The organism is Ruegeria sp. AB10, from assembly GCF_056542745.1.
In genome coordinates this window covers 88,762-111,948 of record NZ_JBQGAI010000001.1, presented here as the reverse complement: position 1 = coordinate 111,948, position 23,187 = coordinate 88,762, and the positions used below count along the sequence as shown (strand labels likewise).

Annotated in this window: 28 protein-coding genes and 1 tRNA gene; 20 read left to right on the top strand and 9 right to left on the bottom strand. The window is 58.0% G+C overall.

Going from position 1 to position 23,187, the window contains the following annotated elements:
* Positions 1-50 precede the first annotated feature (50 nt).
* On the bottom strand, positions 51-428 hold the full coding sequence (locus ACR0NT_RS00565) for a hypothetical protein (RefSeq protein WP_170671440.1): 378 nt from the start codon (positions 426-428) through the stop codon (positions 51-53).
* A gap of 125 nt (positions 429-553) precedes the next feature.
* Here ACR0NT_RS00565 and ACR0NT_RS00560 point away from each other — a divergent pair, with 125 nt between their 5' ends.
* Entirely contained in the window at positions 554-1,147 is a 594-nt protein-coding gene (locus ACR0NT_RS00560) for a TetR family transcriptional regulator C-terminal domain-containing protein (RefSeq protein WP_170671442.1), read from the top strand.
* A 60-nt stretch (positions 1,148-1,207) separates the two neighbouring features.
* Here ACR0NT_RS00560 and ACR0NT_RS00555 read toward each other — a convergent pair whose 3' ends face one another.
* Complete coding sequence (locus tag ACR0NT_RS00555; protein ID WP_170671444.1) at positions 1,208-1,597, bottom strand: ectoine synthase; 390 nt, start codon at positions 1,595-1,597, stop codon at positions 1,208-1,210.
* Positions 1,598-1,614: 17 nt separating this feature from the next.
* On the bottom strand, positions 1,615-2,364 hold the full coding sequence (locus tag ACR0NT_RS00550) for an SDR family oxidoreductase (RefSeq protein ID WP_170671447.1): 750 nt from the start codon (positions 2,362-2,364) through the stop codon (positions 1,615-1,617).
* Between the two features lie 118 nt (positions 2,365-2,482).
* On the opposite strand from ACR0NT_RS00550, the gene ACR0NT_RS00545 reads away from it, so the two are divergent.
* From ACR0NT_RS00545 to ACR0NT_RS00535, 3 genes are all read left to right on the top strand, one after another.
* Positions 2,483-3,361: a LysR substrate-binding domain-containing protein gene (locus ACR0NT_RS00545; protein ID WP_170671449.1), complete on the top strand. Its 879-nt coding sequence runs from the start codon at positions 2,483-2,485 to the stop codon at positions 3,359-3,361.
* On the top strand, positions 3,343-3,609 hold the full coding sequence (locus ACR0NT_RS00540) for a hypothetical protein (RefSeq protein WP_480442527.1): 267 nt from the start codon (positions 3,343-3,345) through the stop codon (positions 3,607-3,609). The genes ACR0NT_RS00545 and ACR0NT_RS00540 overlap by 19 nt, the downstream gene beginning before the upstream one ends.
* Positions 3,610-4,091: 482 nt before the next feature.
* On the top strand, positions 4,092-4,568 hold the full coding sequence (locus ACR0NT_RS00535; protein ID WP_170671451.1) for a DUF411 domain-containing protein: 477 nt from the start codon (positions 4,092-4,094) through the stop codon (positions 4,566-4,568).
* Between the two features lie 282 nt (positions 4,569-4,850).
* Here ACR0NT_RS00535 and ACR0NT_RS00530 read toward each other — a convergent pair.
* Positions 4,851-4,940: transfer RNA gene (locus ACR0NT_RS00530), tRNA-Ser, on the bottom strand.
* 183 nt (positions 4,941-5,123) lie between these two features.
* On the opposite strand from ACR0NT_RS00530, the gene ACR0NT_RS00525 reads away from it, so the two are divergent.
* From ACR0NT_RS00525 to ACR0NT_RS00490, 8 genes are all read left to right on the top strand, one after another.
* Positions 5,124-5,906: a DUF2059 domain-containing protein gene (locus ACR0NT_RS00525; protein WP_480442526.1), complete on the top strand. Its 783-nt coding sequence runs from the start codon at positions 5,124-5,126 to the stop codon at positions 5,904-5,906.
* Positions 5,906-6,706, top strand: coding sequence for a DUF2059 domain-containing protein (locus ACR0NT_RS00520; RefSeq protein ID WP_170671453.1), 801 nt, complete (start codon positions 5,906-5,908; stop codon positions 6,704-6,706). Before ACR0NT_RS00525 ends, ACR0NT_RS00520 begins: the two co-directional genes overlap by 1 nt.
* Before the next feature lie 220 nt (positions 6,707-6,926).
* A complete protein-coding gene (locus ACR0NT_RS00515) occupies positions 6,927-7,541 on the top strand; it encodes a 50S ribosomal protein L21 (RefSeq protein WP_170671605.1) in 615 nt (204 codons plus the stop codon).
* A gap of 11 nt (positions 7,542-7,552) precedes the next feature.
* A complete protein-coding gene (gene rpmA / locus ACR0NT_RS00510) occupies positions 7,553-7,822 on the top strand; it encodes a 50S ribosomal protein L27 (protein ID WP_010440093.1) in 270 nt (89 codons plus the stop codon).
* Between the two features lie 249 nt (positions 7,823-8,071).
* Positions 8,072-8,608 (top strand): GNAT family N-acetyltransferase, encoded by a 537-nt coding sequence (locus tag ACR0NT_RS00505; protein ID WP_170442718.1) that lies wholly within the window; start codon positions 8,072-8,074, stop codon positions 8,606-8,608.
* A 37-nt stretch (positions 8,609-8,645) separates the two neighbouring features.
* Positions 8,646-9,680, top strand: a complete 1,035-nt coding sequence (gene obgE / locus ACR0NT_RS00500; RefSeq protein ID WP_170671455.1) for a GTPase ObgE — start codon at positions 8,646-8,648, stop codon at positions 9,678-9,680.
* Positions 9,668-10,774, top strand: coding sequence for a glutamate 5-kinase (gene proB / locus ACR0NT_RS00495; RefSeq protein ID WP_170671457.1), 1,107 nt, complete (start codon positions 9,668-9,670; stop codon positions 10,772-10,774). Before obgE ends, proB begins: the two co-directional genes overlap by 13 nt.
* A 46-nt stretch (positions 10,775-10,820) precedes the next feature.
* Positions 10,821-12,083 (top strand): glutamate-5-semialdehyde dehydrogenase, encoded by a 1,263-nt coding sequence (locus ACR0NT_RS00490; RefSeq protein WP_170671459.1) that lies wholly within the window; start codon positions 10,821-10,823, stop codon positions 12,081-12,083.
* Here the strand turns inward: ACR0NT_RS00490 and ACR0NT_RS00485 are convergent.
* Positions 12,080-12,676, bottom strand: coding sequence for a histidine phosphotransferase family protein (locus ACR0NT_RS00485; protein WP_480442525.1), 597 nt, complete (start codon positions 12,674-12,676; stop codon positions 12,080-12,082). The genes ACR0NT_RS00490 and ACR0NT_RS00485 overlap by 4 nt on opposite strands.
* 42 nt (positions 12,677-12,718) lie before the next feature.
* Between ACR0NT_RS00485 and ACR0NT_RS00480 the strand changes: the two genes are divergently transcribed.
* From ACR0NT_RS00480 to tsf, 5 genes are all read left to right on the top strand, one after another.
* A complete protein-coding gene (locus ACR0NT_RS00480; protein ID WP_170324899.1) occupies positions 12,719-12,901 on the top strand; it encodes a DUF3553 domain-containing protein in 183 nt (60 codons plus the stop codon).
* Between the two features lie 98 nt (positions 12,902-12,999).
* Complete coding sequence (gene olsB, locus ACR0NT_RS00475) at positions 13,000-13,755, top strand: L-ornithine N(alpha)-acyltransferase (protein ID WP_170671463.1); 756 nt, start codon at positions 13,000-13,002, stop codon at positions 13,753-13,755.
* A complete protein-coding gene (gene olsA, locus ACR0NT_RS00470) occupies positions 13,742-14,596 on the top strand; it encodes a lyso-ornithine lipid O-acyltransferase (protein WP_170671465.1) in 855 nt (284 codons plus the stop codon). Before olsB ends, olsA begins: the two co-directional genes overlap by 14 nt.
* 166 nt (positions 14,597-14,762) lie before the next feature.
* Complete coding sequence (gene rpsB, locus ACR0NT_RS00465) at positions 14,763-15,554, top strand: 30S ribosomal protein S2 (protein WP_170442731.1); 792 nt, start codon at positions 14,763-14,765, stop codon at positions 15,552-15,554.
* A 77-nt stretch (positions 15,555-15,631) separates the two neighbouring features.
* Positions 15,632-16,507: a translation elongation factor Ts gene (tsf, locus tag ACR0NT_RS00460; protein WP_170442733.1), complete on the top strand. Its 876-nt coding sequence runs from the start codon at positions 15,632-15,634 to the stop codon at positions 16,505-16,507.
* A 376-nt stretch (positions 16,508-16,883) separates the two neighbouring features.
* On the opposite strand, the gene ACR0NT_RS00455 is transcribed toward tsf, so the two are convergent.
* The 3 genes from ACR0NT_RS00455 to ACR0NT_RS00445 all read right to left on the bottom strand — a co-directional run bounded on the left by ACR0NT_RS00455 (position 16,884) and on the right by ACR0NT_RS00445 (position 19,191).
* Positions 16,884-17,639, bottom strand: a complete 756-nt coding sequence (locus ACR0NT_RS00455) for a helix-turn-helix transcriptional regulator (protein ID WP_170442735.1) — start codon at positions 17,637-17,639, stop codon at positions 16,884-16,886.
* Entirely contained in the window at positions 17,636-18,085 is a 450-nt protein-coding gene (gene aroQ / locus ACR0NT_RS00450; protein WP_170442737.1) for a type II 3-dehydroquinate dehydratase, read from the bottom strand. The genes ACR0NT_RS00455 and aroQ overlap by 4 nt, the downstream gene beginning before the upstream one ends.
* Positions 18,086-18,177: 92 nt before the next feature.
* Positions 18,178-19,191 carry an NADPH:quinone oxidoreductase family protein gene (locus tag ACR0NT_RS00445; RefSeq protein WP_170671467.1) on the bottom strand — a complete coding sequence of 338 codons (1,014 nt, stop codon included), beginning with the start codon at positions 19,189-19,191 and terminating at the stop codon, positions 18,178-18,180.
* A 134-nt stretch (positions 19,192-19,325) separates the two neighbouring features.
* Here ACR0NT_RS00445 and ACR0NT_RS00440 point away from each other — a divergent pair, with 134 nt between their 5' ends.
* Together ACR0NT_RS00440 and ACR0NT_RS00435 are read left to right on the top strand one after the other, a co-directional pair.
* Positions 19,326-20,144, top strand: coding sequence for an SDR family NAD(P)-dependent oxidoreductase (locus ACR0NT_RS00440; RefSeq protein ID WP_170671469.1), 819 nt, complete (start codon positions 19,326-19,328; stop codon positions 20,142-20,144).
* A 21-nt stretch (positions 20,145-20,165) separates the two neighbouring features.
* Positions 20,166-21,188, top strand: coding sequence for a phosphotransferase family protein (locus ACR0NT_RS00435; RefSeq protein WP_170671471.1), 1,023 nt, complete (start codon positions 20,166-20,168; stop codon positions 21,186-21,188).
* Here the strand turns inward: ACR0NT_RS00435 and ACR0NT_RS00430 are convergent.
* Positions 21,185-21,790, bottom strand: coding sequence for a 2-hydroxychromene-2-carboxylate isomerase (locus ACR0NT_RS00430; protein ID WP_170671473.1), 606 nt, complete (start codon positions 21,788-21,790; stop codon positions 21,185-21,187). The genes ACR0NT_RS00435 and ACR0NT_RS00430 overlap by 4 nt on opposite strands.
* Positions 21,791-21,963: 173 nt before the next feature.
* Between ACR0NT_RS00430 and ACR0NT_RS00425 the strand changes: the two genes are divergently transcribed.
* A complete protein-coding gene (locus ACR0NT_RS00425; protein ID WP_170671475.1) occupies positions 21,964-23,184 on the top strand; it encodes a serine hydrolase domain-containing protein in 1,221 nt (406 codons plus the stop codon).
* Positions 23,185-23,187 lie beyond the last annotated feature (3 nt).

Here is a 23,187-nt window from a genome sequence, read left to right as displayed (position 1 = left end):
TTCGATCAAACCCAGCGCCTCGTCATGCCGCGCGGGGCGGGATGCGCATCTTAACCACGATACGCGAAATACGCGCGGACAGGGGCAGTGAAGGTCAGGCCCATACTGATGATCGCGATGATAAAGCCGATGACCGCGGTCGCCGGGATCGAGACCAGAAAATCAACGGCTATCGCGGCGCGGATGCCAATCATGCTGCGCTTGAGGATGGAGGCGATGATGCAGGTAAAAGTCACCATGTACCCCAGCATCGTATAGAGCATCAGGTTGGCGGCTTGCGTTCCGGCCAGCTCTCCGACCTGCAACCCGTAGAACTTGAAGGTGGCAAAGAAGCCAAAGGCCAACAGGATTTTCAGCGCATTCAGAATGAAGAGCACGCGCAGGGTGACGGGCTTTGATGCACCGGGTGTCGGGTCGATGGCGGTCATTTTATCTCCCTTTCGGGTTGGGAATTTGCGGCAACGCGGTGTTTGCTGCCGCGTAGCCGGAATGCTATCCATATGGATAGAAATTAATTACTATCCGAGTGGATAGAAAAGGCAAGGAGGAATCCGTGGCACGAAAACGCAAGACGGATCACGACAGTGCTGTGGCGGGTGCGCTGGACCTGTTTTGGCGGCGGGGATATCACGGGGCCAGCACCCGGGATCTGGAGCAGGAGACAGGGTTGACCCGCTTTACGCTGCAGACCACCTATGGCGGGAAAGAGAAGTTTTTCCTAAAGACCCTGGACACTTACCTGGACAATGCCGAGGCCCGGCACTTTCCCGATGCAGATACCTGCACGCTGGATGATCTGGGGGATTGGTTCAAAGGCATCGCCTCAATCGACCGCATGCCGAAGATCGAGGATGCAGGGTGTCTTGCCTTCAATTCGATCAGTGCATTTGCCCGCTCTGACCCTGAGGTCAATGCCCGAATCGAACGCTACCTGACCGCGCTGGAAGGGCGGTTCGCGGCGATTCTAAGCCTGGCAAAGAAAGACGGGGCCATCCGTTCCGAGGTCGATCCACCTGAGGCCGCCCGGGTGCTGATCAGCCTTTTGTTGGGCCTGCATACGATCATGAAAGCCCGAACCTCGGACCAGTTCCCGCAGACCTATGCAGACGCAGCCGCCGGGCTGATCGACGGGTGGAAGGCACGATAAAGACCGCTTTTTTCGATGAACGTAAAGAGCCATAGGCACCGATGAACATCCGCTCGGCTATTAGGTGTCAGCCGGTGCATAGCTTCCGTCTTTGCAGTGCGTTTCGCGACCGCTAAGCGGTGGCGTAAAAACGCAGACAAGCCTTAAATCGGCGTCTGTGGCTTGCACCACGTGCCGGTCATGCTGATCCAATGCGTAAAGAGTGAATGGTTCAAGGAGGTGCCAGATTTTATCATCAGCCGCCCTGATCCGGCCCTTACCCTCGATACAATAACACGCCTCCAGATGATGGGTGTATTCAAGTTCGAGCACTGCGCCCTTTTTGATGATCGTATCCGTCAGCGAAAACCCCATACCATCGGAGGCAAGCAGCAGACGCCTACTGTTCCAGCCCGGACCGGAAACGTCCCGATCTGTCCCAAGGATTTCTTTGAGCGCCGTAACGATCATCTTTCACCGTCTCTTTCCTACCGAACCGCGCGGTTCATCCCACCGTCGGACAGTATACTCTGACCGTTAATATAGCGGGCCGCATCACTGGCGAGAAACACGCAGGTTTGTCCGATTTCCTCGAACGTAGCTGGTCGTTGCGCCGGAATTTCCCGACGGGCTTGTTCGGACAGGTTCACATTCTCGCAGAACCCGGGAAGCAGGTTGTTCATACGGATGTTGTGCCGCGCATAGCGATCCCCGTAGAGCTTTGAGAAACTGTGCAGAGCGCCGCGCAGCATGCTCATGGGGTAGGGCGCGCGTGGCTCGATTGTGTTCATGGACGAGATGTTTACGAATGCACCGCCGCCTTGTTCGATCAAAATGGGCGTGACGATACGGGCGATCTTCACGACATTCAGAACGTACATATCCAGACTTTCGTGCCACAATTCGTCGCTAAGCTCCAATAGCGGCCCGTCAAAATCAGGATCGAAGCCTACCGTTTTGATGGCCTCGGGTACCGACCCCCCGTGCCCCATGTTGCTGACGATTGCATCAATCCGCCCGTATTTGCTCATGGTGTCATCGATCATCGCCTGTAAGTCGTCGACATCCAGAACAGAACCGCGGCGGCCAATGCCCCCAAGCTCCTCGGCCAGTTCAACCGAGCGATTGGACGGCGACATCAGTGAGACTTTGTAACCTGCCTTTGCCATCTCAACGGCGCAGCCCCGGCCAATGCCTTGTCCGGTACCTGTCATCAACGCAACTTTGGTTTCGGGCATGGTATGTCCTTTCAATGGGCGCAAAGCTTGTGAGAATATTCAGTCTGCGTTCAGTGTATCCCCTTGAAACCAGACAGACCTATCGAGTTTTCAGAGCATTGCTGTTAGATTTTCTCACATGACAGAAAACCTCAGGCACCTTCGCGCCCTTCAGGCCTTTGACGAAACCGCAACCCAGTCCAGCCTCACCAAAGCGGCGGATGTGTTGAACGTCACCCACGGGGCGATCAGTCGGCAAATCAAATTGCTGGAACTGCACCTTGGCGTGACACTCTTTCATCGCCGCCCCAATGGCGTTGAACTGACCAGAGCCGGGGAACGTCTGTATCAGTCAACACGGGGGGCGTTTTCGGCGTTGCAGTTGGGTGTGATGGAGGTGAAGCGATTGCATCACCGCCAGTCGATTACCGTGTCCTTGTCCACGTCGCTGGCGCTCAAATGGCTTGTGCCGTTGCTTACCTCGTTTCAGCAAGACCATCCGGGGATCGCATTGTTGCTGGACACAAATGATGCCTTTGCGGATTTCGATGCGTCCGAGGTCGATGTCGCTCTGCGGTTTGGCGAGCCCGGCTGGGGCGGGCTGTATCATGAGCAGATCAAAAAAGAGGAATTGATTGTCGTGGCCGCGCCGTCGCTTGTCGAGAAAACGCGGCTGCCAATGCGGGCCGAGGACGTGGCTGATCTGCCATTGTTGCACGACGCTTTCAACGTCGGATGGGAAAGCTGGGCTGCACAAGTTGGGCTGGACGCCGATCGGATCAACTCGCAAAGCATCAAATACGTGGATAGCGCTGTTCTGTTGGAGGCGGCGATTGACGGACAGGGCGTGGCACTGGCAAGACATCTCTTGGCGGCAAGAGACTTGGAACTTGGTCGGCTGATCCGTCTCGATGATAGCAGCGTCCCGTTGGATCGTGGGCTCTACTTCGTCTGCCGCCCCGGCGATCAGGAGCGGGTCACGGTGAGAATTTTCAAGAAATGGCTCATGTCGATTTGAATGGCAGTGTTTTTGTGAGGAGTTTCTACTCTGACCAGCCGCAACTTGGCATCGCAGTCTGTCCGCCTAAGACTGATGTTGCCATCTTAACGCAGGATCAAAAATTCGAGCTATCGGTCAGCCGCAAGAAACCTGTTCAGCGCATTGCGGGTGATACGCTCCACTTGTTGATCCTTGCAAATCAACCCCATGACCCATTCGCAGGTCCCGGCAGTGAAGACTTCGCCTTTGCCACGCCGCCAAAATAAAATGACGCCATTCCCGCGCGAACTGCGGTCCAGTGTTTCGGCTTAGATCGTACTGAGTTGGGCCTTTGCTTTGAACTTCGCATCATCCTCGCCGATGTAAACAGTCTCACCCCATATCCCGTAATCCGGCTCGATGTTCGTCGCCGTCGCCATGAGCGCTTCGTCGGTTTCAGTGGTGTAGAATGCGCTACGCCTGAGGGGGCGAAAATAGGAATTCAACTTACCCACTCGTGGTTTACTGAAGGCTTCGCCTGCACCTTGCGATTTTGGCCTTAAGATCTAATGGCTACTTTGTCTGAAATCATGAAAGTCGCGCTGACCCCATCCAAGCGGTTGCGACATGCAGGCGGTGTGCACCGAAAGCGAACAGATGCAAGGCAGCTTATGCTCGTCCGCTTGACACATATCATGACACTTGCCAGCGATTTCAGCCACAAGACCCAATATCACACCGCAGGCGCGAACACGGAAAGGAAATTGACATGACTGCCCCGACACTTGACCGCCGCCTCTTCCTGGCCGGCCTCGGTGCCTCAGGCATCGCTCTGGCCTCGCCGACAGTGGCAACGACCAAGCCGCTGGTGCAGGTCCTCAAGGACCCCGAATGCGGGTGCTGCAACGCCTGGATTAGCATTATGCAGCGCGAAGGGTTCGAGATGGAGGTGCAGAACGCCTCGTGGGAGGCTTTGTCTCAATATAAAATCACCATGGGTGTCCCGGAGCAGATGGCGTCCTGTCATACCGGCCTGGTCGAGGGCTACGTCATCGAAGGCCATGTCCCACCAACCGATATCCGGCGCTTGTTGGCCAAGCGCCCAGATGCGGTCGGGCTGACAGTGCCAGGCATGCCCTATGGCTCACCCGGTATGGGGCCGGAGAGTGAGCGAGAGGCCTATTCGGTCTTCCTGATCCGCAAGGATGGCGCCACAGAAGTGTTCAACCATTACGAGGCGGCTTGATCCGCGACTTTTGTGCCAACCGGAATCGGAATTGGCGTGTGTTTAGGGTGACTTTAGGGTCGAAGCGAACGGCAACAATTGAAGAGCGGGTTTAATGTCCGGTTTGGACCTAAAATAGCCTTTGGGAAGGAGGGTGCTGGGCTCTGTAGAATTTAGAAAAGAAAATAAGCAACTATTCTGATCTATCTGAAGGCAGACCCATCTGTTGTTCGACGACAAGTGCACTCGGTCGTGAGTAGGGCTACGGGACTATATTCGGGGATTGTAATGGTCGCGCAATAGTGGCGGAGAGACAGGGATTCGAACCCTGGGTGGGCTTGCACCCACAACGGTTTTCGAGACCGCCCCGTTCGACCACTCCGGCACCTCTCCGCGGGGGTCTGTGAGGGGGGGATTTAGTGAGGAACGCGCGGGGGTGCAAGCAGAAAATTCCCGAAATTCACCAAGACGGGATTTTCCATTGCCAGACGGCGCAAAACACCTAGGCTTCTGGGTATGACTTGTCACCTACGCCGCCTCGCTTTGCTCTTTGTTCCGTTGCTTTTGGCACTAGCCATGTTGCCCGCGCCTTCGTGGGCTGCCGGGCGCGACCGGATTGAGGCTTTTCTGACCACAACCGGATTCGATGTGGCGCTGGAAAGCATCGCGCTTTCCTCGGCCTCAGCCCCCCGGATGCTGGGAATCGATCCCGAAGGGTTCGGCTCGGACTGGGCCCGCCTGACCGAAGAGGTGTTCGACACCGAAGACATGCACGAAACCGCAGTCGCCATTCTGGAACAAACGTTGAGTGATGAGGCCCTGAACCACGCCGTCGAATTCTATGCCTCGGATCTGGGGCAGCGGTTGGTCGAAGCGGAGAATGCGTCTCATATGATCGAAGATGACGACGCCATGCAGCAGCAGGGTCAGGAGATTGTCGCCGGTCTGATCAAAGACGGGTCCAAGCGGGTCGAGAACCTCAAACGCATGAACGCCGCCATTGATTCCAGCGGAACGGCGTTGCGGGCGCTGCAAGAGATACAACTGCGCTTTCTGCTGGCCGCCAGCGCATCCGGAGTGATCGACCTGGACCTGGGCGCGGATGAGCTGCGGCAGATGATGAAGCAAAACGAAACCGGCATGAGACAGGCGTTGCAATTGTCCGCGCTTGCGGGGGCGGCCTATACCTATCGGGATTTCTCGGATGCCGATGTCATCGCCTATGCCGAGGCGTTGGAACAGCCGCTGATGCAGGAGGTCTATGAGCTTCTCAACGCGGTTCAATACGAAATCATGGCCATGAAGTTCGAGGTTCTGGCCTCACGGATGGCGGAATTGCACCCGGCACAGGACATCTGATGCGACTGTTTCTGGCGTTTGCCGCCCTATTTTTGTGGACCATGCCGCTGCAGGCCGAGGAAAAGGTCGAACGTCTGCTGCAAGCCCTGCATCTGGATGAAGTCATCGAGATCCTGCAGGATGAGGGTGGCACGATGGGGCAAACCCTGCAGGAGAGCTTTCTGGACAATAAAGGCGGCCAGGTTTTTCAAAACCAGGTCGGCCGGATTTACGATGCCGACAGAATGCGCCGCCAGGTCGTGGATGTGTTCGATCAATCCCTTACCGACAGGGAACTGGACCGCGCCATCCTGTTTTACGAAAGCGATCTAGGTCAGACTATCGTTTCGCTTGAGATCACGGCCCGTATCGCGCTTGCCGATGAAGCCATCGAGGAAATGGCACAGGACGCGTATGAGAACGGCGACAAGGATTCCGAGCTTTACCGTCTGGTCGATGAATACATCCGGATCAACAACCTGATCGAGGAAAACGTTCAGAACTCCATCAGCGCCGATTACAATTTTTTCCGCGGGATGGATCCGGGCGGTGAAGTGGATGACGCCGAGCTTTTGGCCCAGCTTCTGGCGCAAAAGGACAGTATGACAGAAGAGACGCAGACATGGCTGTATTCTTTCTTTCTGCTGGCCTATCAACCGCTGAGCGATGCGCAGATTCGCGAGAATATCGCGTTTTCACGAACCGAGACGGGCAGGGCGATCAACAACGCCCTGTTTGAAAGTTTCGATCAGATGTTCGACGTGATCTATTTTCAATTGGGTCAGGCGGTCGCGCAGGTGCTGCAGGGGTCAGACCTTTAAGCCTGCATTTGATGTTGACTTTCCTCTGCAATCTATGGATAAGCGCGCATCCCGGCCGGTTTTCCGCGCCGGGTCTCGTTATTATTGACCCATAGGGCATATGCCACGGGTCGTCACACAGCCCGAAAAGGGCGCGCTGTTCGAGGTGGCTTTCAAGTTTCTTGGGGCCGAAAACGCCCGAAAGGGGACCACAGAACGCGGGTATGAAAAGGAAAGACGCATGTTTGCGGTCCTCAAGACTGGCGGCAAGCAGTACAAGGTTCAGGCGGGCGACGTGCTCCGCGTTGAAAAACTGGCTGCCGACGCAGGTGAAAAAGTTCAATTCAACGATGTTCTGATGCTGGGCGGCGACGCTCCGGTTGTTGGCGCACCTTTCGTTGAAGGCGCGGGCGTACAGGCCGAAGTGATCGAACAGGTCAAAGGTGACAAGGTCATCAAGTTCGTCAAGCGCCGTCGTAAGCACAGCTCGAAGCGTACCGTTGGCCACCGTCAGAAACTGACCCTGGTCAAAATCACCGACATCCTGTCGTCGGGCGCTGACAAGTCGGGCATCAAAGCTGCAACCGGTTCGGCTCCGGCTGGCGAAGCTGCTCCGGCGGCAAAAAAGCCTGCCAAGAAAGCAGAAGCCAAAGCAGAGGCACCCGCCGCTGTTGCCGCTGACGATCTGACCAAGCTGAACGGTGTCGGCCCCGCCGCTGCCAAGAAGCTGAACGACGCAGGTATCGAGAGCTTTGCCGCTCTGGCCGCCTTGTCGGACGAGCAGATTGCTGCTATCGACACCATCAAAGTGAAACCCGAATGGGTTGAGCAAGCCAAAGAGCTGGCTCAAGGCTAAGGAGAGAGAGAATGGCACATAAAAAAGCTGGCGGTTCCTCCCGTAACGGTCGCGACTCAGCTGGTCGCCGCCTTGGCGTGAAACTGTATGGTGGCCAGGCAGCCATCGCAGGCAACATCATCGTGCGTCAGCGCGGCACCAAGTTCTGGCCGGGCGAAGGCGTAGGCATGGGCAAAGATCACACCATCTTTGCAACTGTTGATGGCGCCGTGAAGTTCCACAAGGGACTGAAGAACCGCACCTTTATTTCGGTCCTGCCAGTGGCGGAGGCCGCAGAGTAAGCCGAAACCCATAAGGTTTGAAAAATTCATGGGGGACCGGCAGAAAATGCCGGTCCCCTTTCTCGTTTTAACGCAGTTTTGATCAATGGCCCCGATGACACACGCAGCAAGCATTATCCCGTCCCCGGTTCAGGGCCGGATCGCCCCTGCGGTTGAAGATCGGATGGGGCGGAAATATCTGATTGGGACGTTAATTGGTTTCACCGTTGCGTCCGCGATTTACGTGTTGTTCGGAGGAGGAACGAACTCATGAAACTTGAGACGATAATAAACCAGCCGGTCATAGAAACCGAGCGGTTCGACCTGCGCCCGCTGCGTCGGTCGGATATGGGTCTCATTGAACATTACGCAGGCGATGAGCGCGTGGCGCGCATGACCACGTCGATCCCGCACCCTTTACCGCCCGGCTCGATCGAGGCCTTTGTGACCCGTTCCATGGCCGAGGATCGCGAAGAGGACGTTTGGGTGATGGATGCCACCAAAGATGGCGGACCCGAGCTGATCGGCCTGATCTCATTGACGCGGCTGGATCGCAACCAGACCGAAGTCGGCTATTGGGTCGCGCCAGTCTATTGGAACACCGGCATCGCATCGATGGCCGTCGAGGCGCTGGTCAATGCAAATCCGCTGGAGAACGCCACCATGTTCGCCAGCGTGTTTCAGGATAATCCGGCCTCGGCCCGGGTGCTGACTCATTGCGGGTTCCAGTACCTTGGTGATGCCGAGAATTATTCGGTGGCGCGTGATGCAAACGTGCCCACCTGGACATACAGTAAAAAACTCTGACTTGTGGCCGATGGGGCCTTTGCAGTAGGGGACAGCCATGAAATTTCTCGATCTTGCAAAGGTCTACATCCGGTCCGGGGCCGGCGGTGGCGGCTGCGTCAGCTTTCGGCGCGAAAAATACATCGAATACGGTGGACCCGATGGCGGGGACGGCGGTAAAGGCGGGTCCGTCTGGGCCGAGGTCGTGGACGGGCTGAACACCCTGATCGACTTCCGCTATCAGCAGCATTTCTTTGCTAAGAACGGCCAACCCGGTCGTGGCCAGCAACGCACCGGCAAGGATGGAGACGACATCGTGCTGCGTGTGCCTGTCGGCACCGAGATTCTGGACGAAGACGAAGAGACCGTCATTTGTGACCTGACCGAAGTCGGACAACGCGTCTTGCTGGCCAAGGGCGGCAATGGCGGCTTTGGCAACCTGCACTTCAAATCGGCCACCAACCAGGCCCCGCGCCGCGCCAATCCGGGGCAGGCGGGGATCGACCGCACCATCTGGCTGCGGCTGAAACTGATCGCTGATGTGGGTCTGTTGGGGATGCCCAACGCGGGCAAGTCAACCTTTCTGGCGGCGACATCGAACGCGCGCCCGAAGATCGCGGATTACCCCTTTACGACGCTGCATCCCAATCTGGGCGTTGTCGGCGTCGATAATGTCGAATTCGTCGTGGCTGATATCCCCGGCCTGATCGAAGGCGCGCATGAAGGCCGCGGGATCGGTGACCGGTTTCTCGGACACGTCGAACGTTGCGCGGTGTTGCTGCATCTGGTCGATGGCACATCTGAGACGGTGGCCGATGATTATCGAACCATCATCCATGAGCTCGAAGCGTATGGTGGTGAGCTGGCTGAAAAGCCCCGCATCACGGTGCTGAACAAGGTCGACGCGCTGGATGACGAAGAGCGCGATCTGGCCAAGGCCGAGTTGGAAGAGGCCGTCGGTGGCCCCGTTATGACCATGTCTGGCGTGGCTCATCTGGGTGTGACCGAGGTTCTGCGGGCCCTACGCGCTCAGATCGACGAAAACCGGCTGCGGCAGAAGCCCGCTGAGGAGGCGAAGACGTGGCAACCCTGACCTCGGCGAAACGTCTGGTGGTCAAGATCGGGTCCGCTTTGCTGGTGGACCGGAATACGGGGTTGTTACGGTCGGACTGGCTGCATTCACTGGCGCAAGATGTGGCGTGGCTCAAGGGGCAGGGGACGGATGTCATTCTGGTGTCGTCCGGGTCAATCGCCTTGGGGCGGGGCGTGCTGAACCTGCCGATCGAGACCTTGGCGCTGGAACAGTCTCAAGCCGCCGCTGCCGTTGGCCAAATTAGGCTGGCCCGTGCGTACGAAGAGGCTCTGACCCCGCACAAGATCACAACTGCGCAGGTGCTGGTGACACTGGAAGACAGCGCTGACCGCCGCCGTTACCTAAACTCACGTGCAACGCTTGAGACATTGCTGAGCCTCGGTGTCGTTCCGATCGTCAACGAAAACGACACCGTTGCGACGGATGAGATCCGCTACGGCGACAATGACCGACTGGCCGCCCAGATCGCGGTGACCATCGGCGCCGACCAGCTGATCCTGTTGTCGGACGTGGATGGGTTCTATACCGGCAACCCGAACGAGGACGCCTCGGCCACGCGCTATGACTTGATCGACGACATCACCCCCGAGATCGAAGAAATGGCGGGCGATGCCGGATCGGGCCTGTCCAAGGGCGGCATGAAGACCAAGCTGCTGGCGGCCAAGATGGCAATAGCAGCGGGTTGCGATATGGCGATCACCGAAGGATCACCCCTGAACCCATTGAAGACGCTTGAGAATGGCGCAAATTGCACCTGGTTCACGGCCACTCTGGATCCGCACGCCGCCCGGAAACGCTGGATTTCGGCGATGAAACCGCGGGGTGAGATCGTGGTGGATGCTGGCGCGGCACGGGCGCTCGGCAATGGCAAAAGCCTGTTGCCTGCGGGCATTGTCGAAGTGACCGGGGATTTCGGCCGAGGTGATCCTGTGGCGATCCTTGACCCAACCTCGCGCCGACTGGCGCAAGGCCTCAGCCGTTACACCGCGCAAGAGGCGGACGCGATCAAGGGGCGCAAGTCCTCGGAAATCGAGGCGACCTTGGGCTATCCGGGACGGGCCGTTCTGATCCACCGGGACGATTTGGCGCTGTAGGCGCGCGATGATAAAACACCAGAATACCGACCGAAAGGCACATGAGATGAAGGATTTCGACAGCATTCCCACCCTGATGGCCGATCTTGGAAAACGCGCCAAGGCGGCCTCGGCCGATCTGGCCTGTGCCAGCGCAGAACGCAAGCACGCCGCGCTGATTGCCGCGGCAGATGCGGTTTGGGCAAACCGGGCCGACATCATCGAGGCAAACAAGAAAGACCTGGAGTTCGGTCGCGAAAAAGGCCTGAGCCCGGCCATGATGGACCGCCTGATGCTGGACGAGGACCGCATTCAAGGCATGGTTGACGGTCTGCGCACCGTGGCTGATCAGGCCGATCCGGTTGGCGAAGTTCTAACCGAATGGGACATGCCCTCGGGTCTGAACATCCAACGCGTCCGCACGCCTTTGGGCGTTATCGGCGTGATCTATGAAAGCCGCCCGAACGTGACCGCGGATGCCGGCGCACTGTGTCTGAAATCCGGCAATGCAGTGATCCTGCGCGGCGGCTCCGAGAGTTTTCACTCCTCGGGCGCGATCCATGCCTGTCTGGTCGAAGGGTTAAAGGCTGCAAACCTGCCCGAAGATGCGATTCAGCTGATCCCCACACGCGACCGTGCGGCGGTTCAGGAATTGCTGACCATGACTGATTACGTGGACGTCATCGTACCGCGCGGCGGCAAGGGGCTGGTGGGGCTGGTTCAACGCGAGGCCCGCGTTCCCGTTTTCGCGCATCTCGAAGGCATCGTGCACATCTATATCGACAAAGCAGCCGACCCGCAGAAAACGCTGGATGTGGTGCTGAACGCCAAGACCCGCCGTACCGGAATTTGCGGTGCCGCCGAGTGCTTGCTGATCCATCAGGACGTTGCCGAAACGCTGGGCCGGGACGTCATCGCGGCTCTGCTGGCGGCGGGTGTCGAGGTTCACGCCGAAGGCACGCTGGCCACCGAAGGCACGGTTACCGCGACCGCCGACGATTGGGGCAAAGAGTTCCTCGACAGCATCATCGCTGCAAAACCTGTCGCCGACATCGACGCCGCCATTGCGCATATCCGTCAGTATGGCTCGAACCACACCGACTGTATCATGACCGAGGATGCGGGCGCCGCCGCGCAGTTCTTTGAACGGCTCGACAGCGCGATCCTGATGCACAATGCCTCGACCCAATTCGCCGATGGGGGCGAGTTCGGCATGGGCGCCGAGATCGGTATCGCCACCGGCAAGATGCATGCGCGCGGGCCTGTGGGCGCCGCGCAGCTGACCAGCTTTAAATATCTGGTGCGCGGGAACGGAACGACCCGGTACTAGAACCGGATAACAATGCGGGTTGAGGTGGTTTCTGCCGCAACCCGCCGCCCCATCGACGCAACGGTTTCGGGCAGCAGCGCAAACTGTACCTGCGCGGGGGTGACCTTGTTGGCAAACCGGCCCAGAGGCAGGTTCTTCCACAGATCATTATCCAGATTCAGCTTGTCGGCGGAACCGGTCACCGACCAAGTGTCCCCGGTATTGGTAATTGTGACTTCACCGCCAAAGGGCATCGCGCTTTCGCAGCACATCAATGCCAGAAACGCCAGTTTCACCTGATTGCGCGGTACCGCTTCGGTCAGGTGCCAGTTGACGCGCACACGGCCAGCCCGTTCAACATCCTTCAGCAGCTCAGACACCTCAGCCCGACCCAGGGGCTGGTCACTGGCCGATCCGAACGCAACGCGGAAGAACCGTATCCGCGCTCCGGCACTGCCGACACTGCCCGAGATCAGCTCCATCTCGGGGCCCTGGGTGGCACCGACCATCTCAAGCAGCTCCAGACCGTTGGTGATCGCGCCAATGGGGCTGATCAGATCGTGACAGATCCGAGAGCCGATCAGCTCGGCCAGGTTGACTGTGGTGTCGCTCATGCGTACCTCCTGCTGCATCTGCTGCCGGACCGGAGCCCAGACATGTCAGACCTCAATGCCATTCTCGCACCGGGCATGTATGTCCGCCACCCCGATTTCCCCGATTGGGGCGTTGGACAGGTGCAGTCCAACATCGGAGGCAAGATCACCGTCAACTTTCGCGAGCAGGGGAAAGTGGTGATTGACGGAACACGCATCGCCCTGATGCCAGTCTTTGATCCGTGAAACTGGTTTAGGAAAGGTTAACAACCCCGCAAATCCGCTCTTGTTGCCATCCCCCTGGAATCTGCGGTATCAGCGCCAAAACAAGAACGGAACCACAAATGCCGGATGCAGGTCCTTCCTTTACCGTCAAACTCGCCGAGACCGAGAACGAATTGCGCGCAGCCCAACGGCTGCGCTATGACGTGTTTGTCCGCGAACTGGGCGGTGGCGGAGAGATGGTCGATCACGAGGCTGGGCTGGAGCGCGACAGGTTCGATCCGTATTTTGACCACATGCTGGCAATCGACAACGTCACCGGCGAAACTGTGGGCGTTTACAGGCTGTTACCGGGCGAACGTGCAACAGAATTGGGACAGTTCTATTCCGAGGACGAATATGACCTGACCATTTTGAAACAAAGTGGCCGCAAGCTGTTGGAACTGGGCCGATCCTGCCTGCATCCCGACTATCGCGGTGGCACGGCGATGTATCACCTGTGGAACGGTCTGGCGGCTTATGTCACCGAGCGCGAGATCGAGGTTCTGTTCGGCGTCGCCAGTTTTCACGGCACCGATGTGCAGGAGCTGGCGCAACCCTTGTCGATGCTACATCACAACCATCTGGCCCCGCCCGATCTGAGGGTGCGGGCACAGCCGGACGTGTTTCAAACCATGAACCTCGTGGCGCCAGATGATTTGGACCGACGCGCGGCGATGGTGCAGGTTCCGGCGCTGATCAAAGCCTATCTGCGGTTGGGCGGTTTCGTGGGCGAGGGGGCCTTCATCGACCGCGCCTTTAACACAACCGACGTGTGCCTGATCCTCGACACCGCCCGCATGAACGAGCGACAGAAACGTATCTATGGCGGAGCGTAACCCGGTGAACGACGTGCTGTGGAACAGTAAGGATGCGCCGGACCCGATCAATCTGGGGCTGGTGGGCTGGGTTCTGGTTATCCTGCGCGGGGTGCCTCTGGCCCTTTTGGTGTTTGGGGGGCTGGTCGTCCTTCTGACCATTCGCCTGATCGAACTCCCGCTATTCGGCGTGCGCCGTCCGGTCACGCCGTTTATCACGCAATTTGTGTGCCGCAACGCATTTCGCATCCTCGGGATGGGCCTTCGAACCTCAGGGGAGTTGATGCGGCAACGCGGGGCGGTGGTTGCAAACCATACGTCCTGGCTGGACATTTTCGCGCTGAATGCACGCAAGCGGGTCTATTTCGTGTCCAAGGCCGAAGTTGCGAAGTGGCCCGGCATCGGTTGGTTGGCCCGCGCGACAGGAACCGTGTTCATCGAGCGGGACCGCAAGAAAGCCAAAGAACAGACCGAAGTGTTCGAGACCCGCCTTAAAGCCGGCCACAAGCTGCTATTTTTTCCCGAAGGCACCTCGACCGACGGCCTGCGAGTTTTGCCATTCAAAACAACGCTCTTTGCCGCGTTCTTCGCGGACGAACTGCGTGACTTTATGTATGTGCAGCCGGTTTCGGCGGTCTTTCACGCGCCCGAAGGTCAGCCGGGCCGGTTCTACGGCTGGTGGGGAGACATGGAGTTCGGACCGCATCTGCTGAAGACACTTGGCGCGCGCAGGCAGGGATGGGTCGAGTTGATCTATCATGCCCCGGCCAAGGTCAGCGACTTTGAAAACCGCAAGGCGCTGGCTGCGCATTGTGAAGAGGCCGTGCGACATGCGCATAGCTTAGCGCGGCTTGAAAAATAGGGACAAAAGGCCCTTGCGCTACATCCCAACCTGCCGTATACGCGCGCCATTCAAACCCGCAGGCGGGGTTTGGCCTTTTTGAGGGAGACATCCTCATCAAGACCGCCGGTTGGAGCATCCGCTTCTTTCACCCCCGCCCAGGCGTAAACCGGAAAAGGAAAATAGCATGGCTCTTCCCGAGTTCACCATGCGTCAGCTGCTGGAAGCTGGCGTTCACTTTGGTCACCAGACACAGCGTTGGAATCCCCGCATGGGCCCGTTCATCTACGGCTCGCGCAATGGCATCCACATCATGGACCTGACCCAGACCGTTCCGATGCTGGACCAGGCGCTGCAGGCCGTTCGTGACACCGTTGCAAAAGGCGGCCGCGTTCTGTTCGTTGGCACCAAGCGTCAGGCCGCCGGCCCGATCGCCGAAGCGGCTGAAAAGTCGGCTCAGTACTTCATGAACCACCGCTGGCTGGGCGGCACGCTGACCAACTGGAAAACCGTTTCCCAGTCGATCAACCGTCTGAACCAGATCGACGAAGCGATGGAATCGGGCGCCGAAGGCCTGACCAAGAAAGAGCGCCTGGGCATGGAGCGTGACCAGGCCAAGCTGCAGGCTTCGCTGGGCGGCATCCGTGAGATGGGCGGCGTTCCAGACCTGCTGTTCGTCATCGACGTCAAGAAAGAAGCACTGGCCATCGCCGAAGCCAACAAGCTGGGTATCCCGGTTGTGGCTGTTGTCGACACCAACTGCTCGCCCGACGGCGTTGACTACATCATCCCCGGCAACGACGACGCAGCCCGTGCGATCGCTCTGTACTGTGACCTGGCCGCACGTGCCGCTCTGGACGGCATGACCGCTCAGATGGGTGCAGCAGGCGTTGACCTGGGTGCTTTCGAAGAAGCGCCGGTTGAAGAAGCCGTTGCAGAAGAAGCGCCGGCCGAAGCAGAAGCATCTGCCGAAGCGTAAGCTGCCCGTCACGTAAATGACATATGGGGCAGGGTATGACCTGCCCCAATTCCGTTTGAATTGAGGAGAGCCAAGAGATGGCAATCACAGCAGCAATGGTTAAAGAACTGCGCGACCAGACCGGCGCAGGCATGATGGACGCGAAAAAAGCGCTGACCGAAACTGGCGGCAACATGGACGAAGCCGTTGACTGGCTGCGCACCAAAGGCCTGGCCAAAGCGGCCAAGAAATCGGGCCGTACCGCAGCAGAAGGTCTGGTTGCAGTTCACGTCAACGGTGGCAACGGTGTTGCTGTCGAAGTGAACTCGGAAACCGACTTCGTTGCGAAAAACGCCGAGTTCCAGGAAATGGTCGGCAAGATCGCTTACGCAGCCGAAGGCGTTGCAGATGTCGACGCTCTGCTGGCGGCTGACCTGGGTGGCAAGAACGTGGCTGACACTCTGACCGACAAGATCGCCACCATCGGCGAGAACATGTCGGTGCGCCGCATGGCCAAACTGTCGGGCGACACCGTTGTGTCCTACGTCCACAACGCAGCCACCAACGGCATGGGCAAAATCGGCGTTCTGGTTGCTCTGACCGGTGGTGACGAAGCGATCGGCAAGCAGGTTGCGATGCACATCGCAGCTGTGAACCCGGCGGCTCTGTCCGAAGCGGACATGGACCCGGCTGTTGTCGAGAAAGAAAAGCAGGTTCAGATGGACATCGCCCGCGAATCCGGCAAGCCGGAGCAGGTGATCGAAAAGATGATCGAAGGCCGTATGAAGAAATTCGTCGCGGAATCGACTCTGCTGAACCAGCAGTTCGTTGTGAACCCGGACCTGACCGTTGAAGCAGCGGCCAAAGAAGCGGGCGCAACCATCACCGGCTTCATCCGTCTGGAAGTTGGCGAAGGCATCGTGGTCGAAAAAGAAGACTTCGCAGCCGAAGTTGCCAAGGCCGCTCAGGGCTAAGGACTATCTCCGGGCCTCGCAAGGGATCCGGACACACAAATGTCGAAACCGGTTGCGCAAAACGTGACCGGTTTTTTCGTGCGGGAATAAAAAAAGACGCCGAAGCGTCCTGGTGTTCGTTGAATTGATTGAGGGGCCCCGCATGATGGGGATGGTCGAGGCCCCCCAAAATTCCGGCAATCGGACGCGGCAAATAGGCGCCTTCTTGTCAGAGCGGTTGGAGAGCCCTGGTATTGCAAAGATCCAACCAAATGTTCCCTGGCTAAAGCCACCACTCACGGAACCATCTCACTTTGCAACTCCGCCTCAGGAATGGAAAGTCATGTTTTCCTTACCTAGGGTAAATTGACGCAATTTGGCGTCAGATTTCGGAGTGCTAAGCCTCCATCACGAACATCTGATTCTGCAATGACGCCTTCAGAACTGCCTGCGCTGTGGTTTCCACGGAAAGGGCCTCACGCGCCAGGCGCAGGTGCTTTTCAACCGTTGCCGAAGTCAGTCCCATCAGCAACGCGATGTCCTGCGTGGTCTTGCCGTCTCCGACCCATTGCAACGCCTCGCGCTGGCGTTTGGTCAAAGCCCGATTGGGGGCGTTGTAGGGCAGGGTGAGGATTTTCAGATGCGCGACGTTGTTCATCAGCAGGATGTCATCGCCGTGCTCGGCCCACATCGCATCCACTTCGGCCTGACTGGCCGCGCCTCCGGACGACAGGGAAATTGCCCCTTTCGACCGCATCGAGACCGAGGTGAAGCTGATCGTGTATCCGAAGGTCACGCCCTGCGACCGGTTGAATTCCAGAACGTCCAGCTCTTGCGCCGTCAGCTTGCCGTTGGCCACCATGTCCTGCGCGATGTTCCAGCTGGCTGCGCCTTCATTGTGCAACGCCCATTTCAGCATCGGAGCATGGAAATACATCCCATCCCGCAGGAATCCATCCAGATAAGACTTTTCATGATTGGTCAGAATCACGAAATCCTCGGGGTCACCAAGTGAGGTCGCCGTTCGGTATTGGGTGTACCCATAGATCAGGCGGTCAAAACCGAAACTTGCCATCTGGCGACAATGGGCATCCCAAAGCTCTTCCAGAGTTTTGGTGTAGCTGAGGAAATGCAGATATTCACTCAGCGTCATGCAGAAGACCCGCTTTTCAGATGCGTGGCCAACGCGTCCAGCGCCAGCACATATCCCTGTGCGCCAAAGCCGCAAATCTGGCCGATAGCGACCTTTGAAATATACGACAGGTGCCGGAACGTCTCACGCGCGTGGATGTTGGACAGATGCACCTCGATCACCGGAAGCTCGACCGACGCGATTGCATCCATCAGAGCGATGGAGGTGTGGGTAAAGGCGCCGGCGTTCAGCACGATCCCGTCCTGATCCCCCTTGGCCTCATGAATGGCGTCAATCAGCGCCCCTTCGTGATTGGACTGAAAGCACGAAACCTCAACCCCGATGGAGGCCCCGTGGTTCAGGCACAAGTCCTCAACCATTTCCAACGTGGTGCCGCCATAAACCTCGGGCTGCCTTGTGCCCAGAAGGTTCAGGTTCGGACCATTCAAAATCAAAGCTTTGTGCATTACTTCACTGTTCCCATGGGAAATTCATAGACGCTAAAGGGTGTCAATGTCCACCAGCCAACGCGCGCATAGGGCGAGTGGGGGAAGTGACGTCACTCATCTTCGGCGTGAACCGGCATTGTCACTACGGTCTTACCCAAAGCAGAGCGGCTTGTCATATGCGACAGCGCCTCGGATGCGCGGTCCAGCGGATACCGTGCGTTGATCTTTGGTTTGATTTTTCCTTCGCTGTATAACTGGAACAAATTCCTCACATTTTTCGAATGCCCGACGGGATTGCGCATCACCGAGGCGCCCCAGAACACGCCCATGATCTGACAGCCTTTGAGCAACGGCAGGTTCAGTGGAATTTTTGGAATGCCCGCCGGAAAACCGACCACCAGAAAGCGGCCGTTCCAAGCCATGCTGCGCAGTGCGGGTTCGGCATAGTCTCCACCCACCGCGTCATAGACGACATTTACTCCCAAAGGCGCAGACAAATCTTTGATTTCACTGATGAACTTCTTCTGCGAGTCCCGATCCATGTCATGCGCATACAAAACCGTCTCATCCGCGCCCAGACTTCGGCAGAAATCCGCTTTGTCTTGCGAGGATACGGCGGCAATCACCCGTGCGCCCATGGCCTTGCCCAGCTCGATCGCAGCAGACCCGACACCGCCTGCGGCACCAAGCACCAGCAGTGTTTCACCGGGCTGCAAATCAGCCCGATCCTTCAACGCGTGATAAGAGGTGCCATAGGTGAAAATGAAACAGGCCGCATCCTCGAACGGCATCGTGTCAGGGAACTTGACAGCGGTGGCCGACGGGATGCTCAGATGCGTGGCGAACCCACCGTGGCCGGTCAGTGCCAGTACCCGGTCGCCGATTTTAAAGCCGCTGACGCCTTCACCGAGGGCCAGCACTTCACCTGCGATTTCACCGCCCGGCGCAAAGGGGCGAGGCGGTCTGATCTGGTAACGGTCCTGGATGATCAGCGTGTCCGGGAAATTGACGCCCGCCGCCCTGATTCCGATCAGCAACTCGCCCCGTGCCGGTGATGGATCGGGGAGGGTGGTCAGTTCCAATGTTTCCGGCCCGCCCGGCGCGACGCTGAGTAAAGCTTGCATATCAGACCCGTTATCCTTGTTATTCAGTAGATAAGAGCTTTGGCGCAGCAACAGGTCTTGTCAAGAAACCTCCTGTTTCGCTCATCGACGTCCATTCCGGGGAAGCACCCGGCACAGAACAACAGGAGCAGACCATGACCCCCGAAACGCTTTTCTCTTTGCAAGGCAAGACTGCGCTTGTCACCGGTGGCGCCACCGGGATTGGGCGAATGGCGGCCGAGGCGCTGGTGCGGGCCGGGGCGCGCGTCCTGATCGCTTCGCGCAAGGCCGAGGCCTGCGAAGCCGTCGCGGCAGAGCTGAATGCGCTGGATGCCTCCGGTCAGGCCGAAGGCTTCGGCGGCGACGTTGCCACCATGGAAGGGGTCGAAGCGCTTGCGTCCGAAGTCAGGAACCGCACAGATCGCCTTGATATCCTTATGAATAACGCAGGCATAAGCTGGGGCGCGCCGATGGGTCAATTTCCCCATGAAGCCTGGGAAAAGATCATGTCGGTCAATGTCGCGGGCCTGTTCGACCTGACCCAAAAGCTGTTGCCTGTGTTGATGGCATCTGGTTCTACCGACGATCCGGCGCGGGTGATCAACGTGGGGTCGGTTATGGGCGAGGTGCCGATGGGTGACGGCGCCTACAGCTATTCGGCGTCGAAGGCGGCTGTCCTGCACCTGACAAAGATCATGGCCAAGGAATTCTCACCCTACCACATCACGGTCAACGCGCTGGCGCCTGGGCCTTTTGTTTCACGCATGACGGCCTTTGCCACGGGCGACGAAGCGACACGGGCAAAAGTTGGCAAATCCGTCCCTTTGGGGCGCGTTGGGCGCGATGAGGACATCGCTGGCTGTATGCTGTTTCTGTGCGGGCGCGGCGGGAGTTACGTGACCGGCGCGGTGATCCCGGTATCCGGCGGCATAAATGTGGTGACGGCCGGAAACATCTTTGCCGAAGCCTTTTAAGCTGTGATCCGGAGGAGCAGGATGAGTAGCACGCAATTGGACATCGCAGCCGTCGACGCCTATCTCAGCGCCCATCTTCCGGGGTATCAAGGCCCGCTGGAGGCAACCAAGTTTGCGGTTGGCCAGTCCAACCCGACCTTTCTTCTGCAAACCCCTGAGAAGACGTATGTTTTACGCCGCAAACCCCCTGGGATATTGTTGAAATCCGCGCACGCGGTGGACCGGGAATTCCGCGTGCAGTCCGCTCTGGCCGACAGTGTGGTGCCGGTCCCCCGGATGTATCTGCTGTGTCGAGATGACAGCGTCATCGGCTCAGATTTCTACGTCATGGAACATCTTGACGGGCGCATATTTCTGGATCCCACCATGAGCGGCGAAAGCAACGATACCCGCAGCGCCGTTCTGGATGAAATGAACCGGGTTCTGGCCGCGCTGCACATGGTTGATATCGAATCCGCCGGGCTGTCCGATTACGGACCGCCCGGAAATTACTTCGAACGGCAGATTGCGCGCTGGACCAAACAGTACCGCGCCTCGGAGACTGCGGAAATTCCCGAGATGGACGCCCTGATTGAAGCTCTGGAACATGCCATTCCAAAGGATGACGGGCAAAGGACGCTGGTGCATGGCGACTACCGCATCGACAATCTGATGTTCGAGAAACACGGTACTCAGTGCATCGGTGTGCTGGATTGGGAACTGTCGACCATCGGGCACCCCTATGCGGATCTGGCGGCTGTGATCATGCAATGGCGGATGCCACCCGGTACCGAGGGCCGGGGGCTGGCAGGTATCGACCGGGACAGTCTGGGGTTGCCGTCCGATCAGGCCTTTGTCGACCGGTATTGCCAACGTCGCGGCCTGTCCGGCATCGACAATTTCGGCTTCTATCTGGCGTTCAATTTCTTCCGCATGGCGGGAATTCTGCAGGGTGTCTACAAACGCGCGCAGGATGGCAACGCATCGGATCCGAAGCGCGCCGTGGTTCTGGGCTCGTATGTCCCGATGTTCGCGCAACATGGACTGGCCGCGCTAAAGGCCTAGGCCCCCTTTGAAAGCTCCAGTTCCAGATTTCCCAGGCTGTTCTTGCCAAAGAACATCTCGGACCCTGCAAAAAGGCTTGGAACGCCAAAGACACCACGCTTTACGGTGGCTTTGGTTTGCTCCTTGAGCTGCTGCTTAACCTCGACACTGGTCATCGCCTCGCGGAGCTTGCGTACAGGCAATTCGTTCTCGTGCAGGATTTCGGTGAGAACGCCGATCTCGTCGACCTTTTGACCATGCACCCAGATGGCATCAAATATGGCATCTATGTATTTGGCTTCCCACGATTTCCCGGATGCAAACACCGCGCCACGCATGGGAAATTTGGTATTGACCGGAAAGTGCGGACTCATGTGAAAACTTATGCCCCGAGCACGCGCAAACCGGTGCAGATCATGGGTCAGGTATGCCGTTTTCTGGCGGTTTTCCGAGAAGGCCTTAAACGGGTTTTGGTTGTTGGTGGCCTTGAACACTGCAGTCAGCAGAACAGGAACATGTTTTATCCTGACGCGATGTTTATCAGCCAGAGCGGGCAGGGCCTTGTACGCGAGAAAAGCATTCGGGCTGCAGAAATCGTACACAAATTCAATATCTTGTGTCATATTTCTCCTCCGATAGGGTAGGTGGTGAAATGTCTCCAACTCGTGACAGCGAATCCTCTATCTACTCAGTGTAGCAGCCCGCTGGGTCAAACGTACCGTTCTGGTCGATTTCCCTGTCAATTCAGCGTGTAAGGCCGCAAGATCGCGGTAATGAGACGGAAGGCAGGTTGCAGATGACAGCGTTCGATCCCAGGCGCCTGACCCGTATCACCGACTGGATGCAACGCTATGTCGATGAACGGAAATACGCGGGCAGTTCTTTGCTGGTAAAACACGAAGGGGCCGAGGTGTTTTTCAACGCCTGCGGTCAAAGGAGCGTCGAAAACGGTCTGCCGTTTCAGCGCGACACGATCGTACGCATCTATTCGATGACCAAGCCGGTGACCACTGTCGCGCTGATGATGCTGGCCGAGCGCGGACTGTTTCATCTGGACGCCCAACTATCAGATTTCGTTCCGGAATTCCGCAACATGCAGGCCTTGATTCCGGGTGCCGACCGGCTGGACCAAACGGAATACGCCCCGACGCCCACATTGCACCAGTTGTTGACTCACACAAGCGGCCTCAGCTACCCGTTCAACCCCGGAGTGCTGCCTCGGGCGATGGATGAACAGGACCTGATGTTCAAGCCAAATCAAGGCCTTCTGGCGGATCGTGTGACCGATCTGGCCGATTTTCCACTGGCGTTTCAGCCGGGCACCCGGTGGGAGTATTCTGTCGGTATAGACGTTCTGGGGCGCGTGATCGAAGTGGTTTCGGGTCAGCCGCTGGACCAGTTCTTTGCGCAGGAGATCTTTGAACCGCTGGGAATGCAGGATACAGGATTCCATGTGCCGCCGGGGGCAGGGGAGCGGTTTGCCTCGCTCTATACCCCTTTGGCCGGAGACGCGATGGCGCTGAATTCAGCTGAAACCGGCACTGACACCCTTCGGCTTGTCGATCAGGCCGGAGAATCTCCGTTTGAACGCACTACAACCTTTTCGGGCGGCGGTGGTCTGGTTGGGACAATCGACGACTATTCCCGTTTTACCGAAATGCTGCGGAACCGGGGGCAGGGTATCGGACACCGTCCATTGGGATCGAAAACGGTAGATTACATGCTGCGCAATCACTTACCGGGCGATATAGCCTCGATGGGACCACAGAGCTTTGCCGAGCAACCCATGGAAGGCACCGGTTTTGGCCTTGGTGGCGCAGTGATGCTGAACCCTGGCAGGACCCGTGTTCCGGGCTCGGTGGGTGATTTCAGCTGGGGCGGCATGGCTTCCACCTTTTTCTGGATCGACCGGATAAACGATCTGACGACCGTCTTCTTCACGCAGCTGTCACCGTCCAGTTCATACCCGTCGCGGGCTGAGTTAAAGGCGCTTGTCCTCGGGGCAATGATTGAATGACCT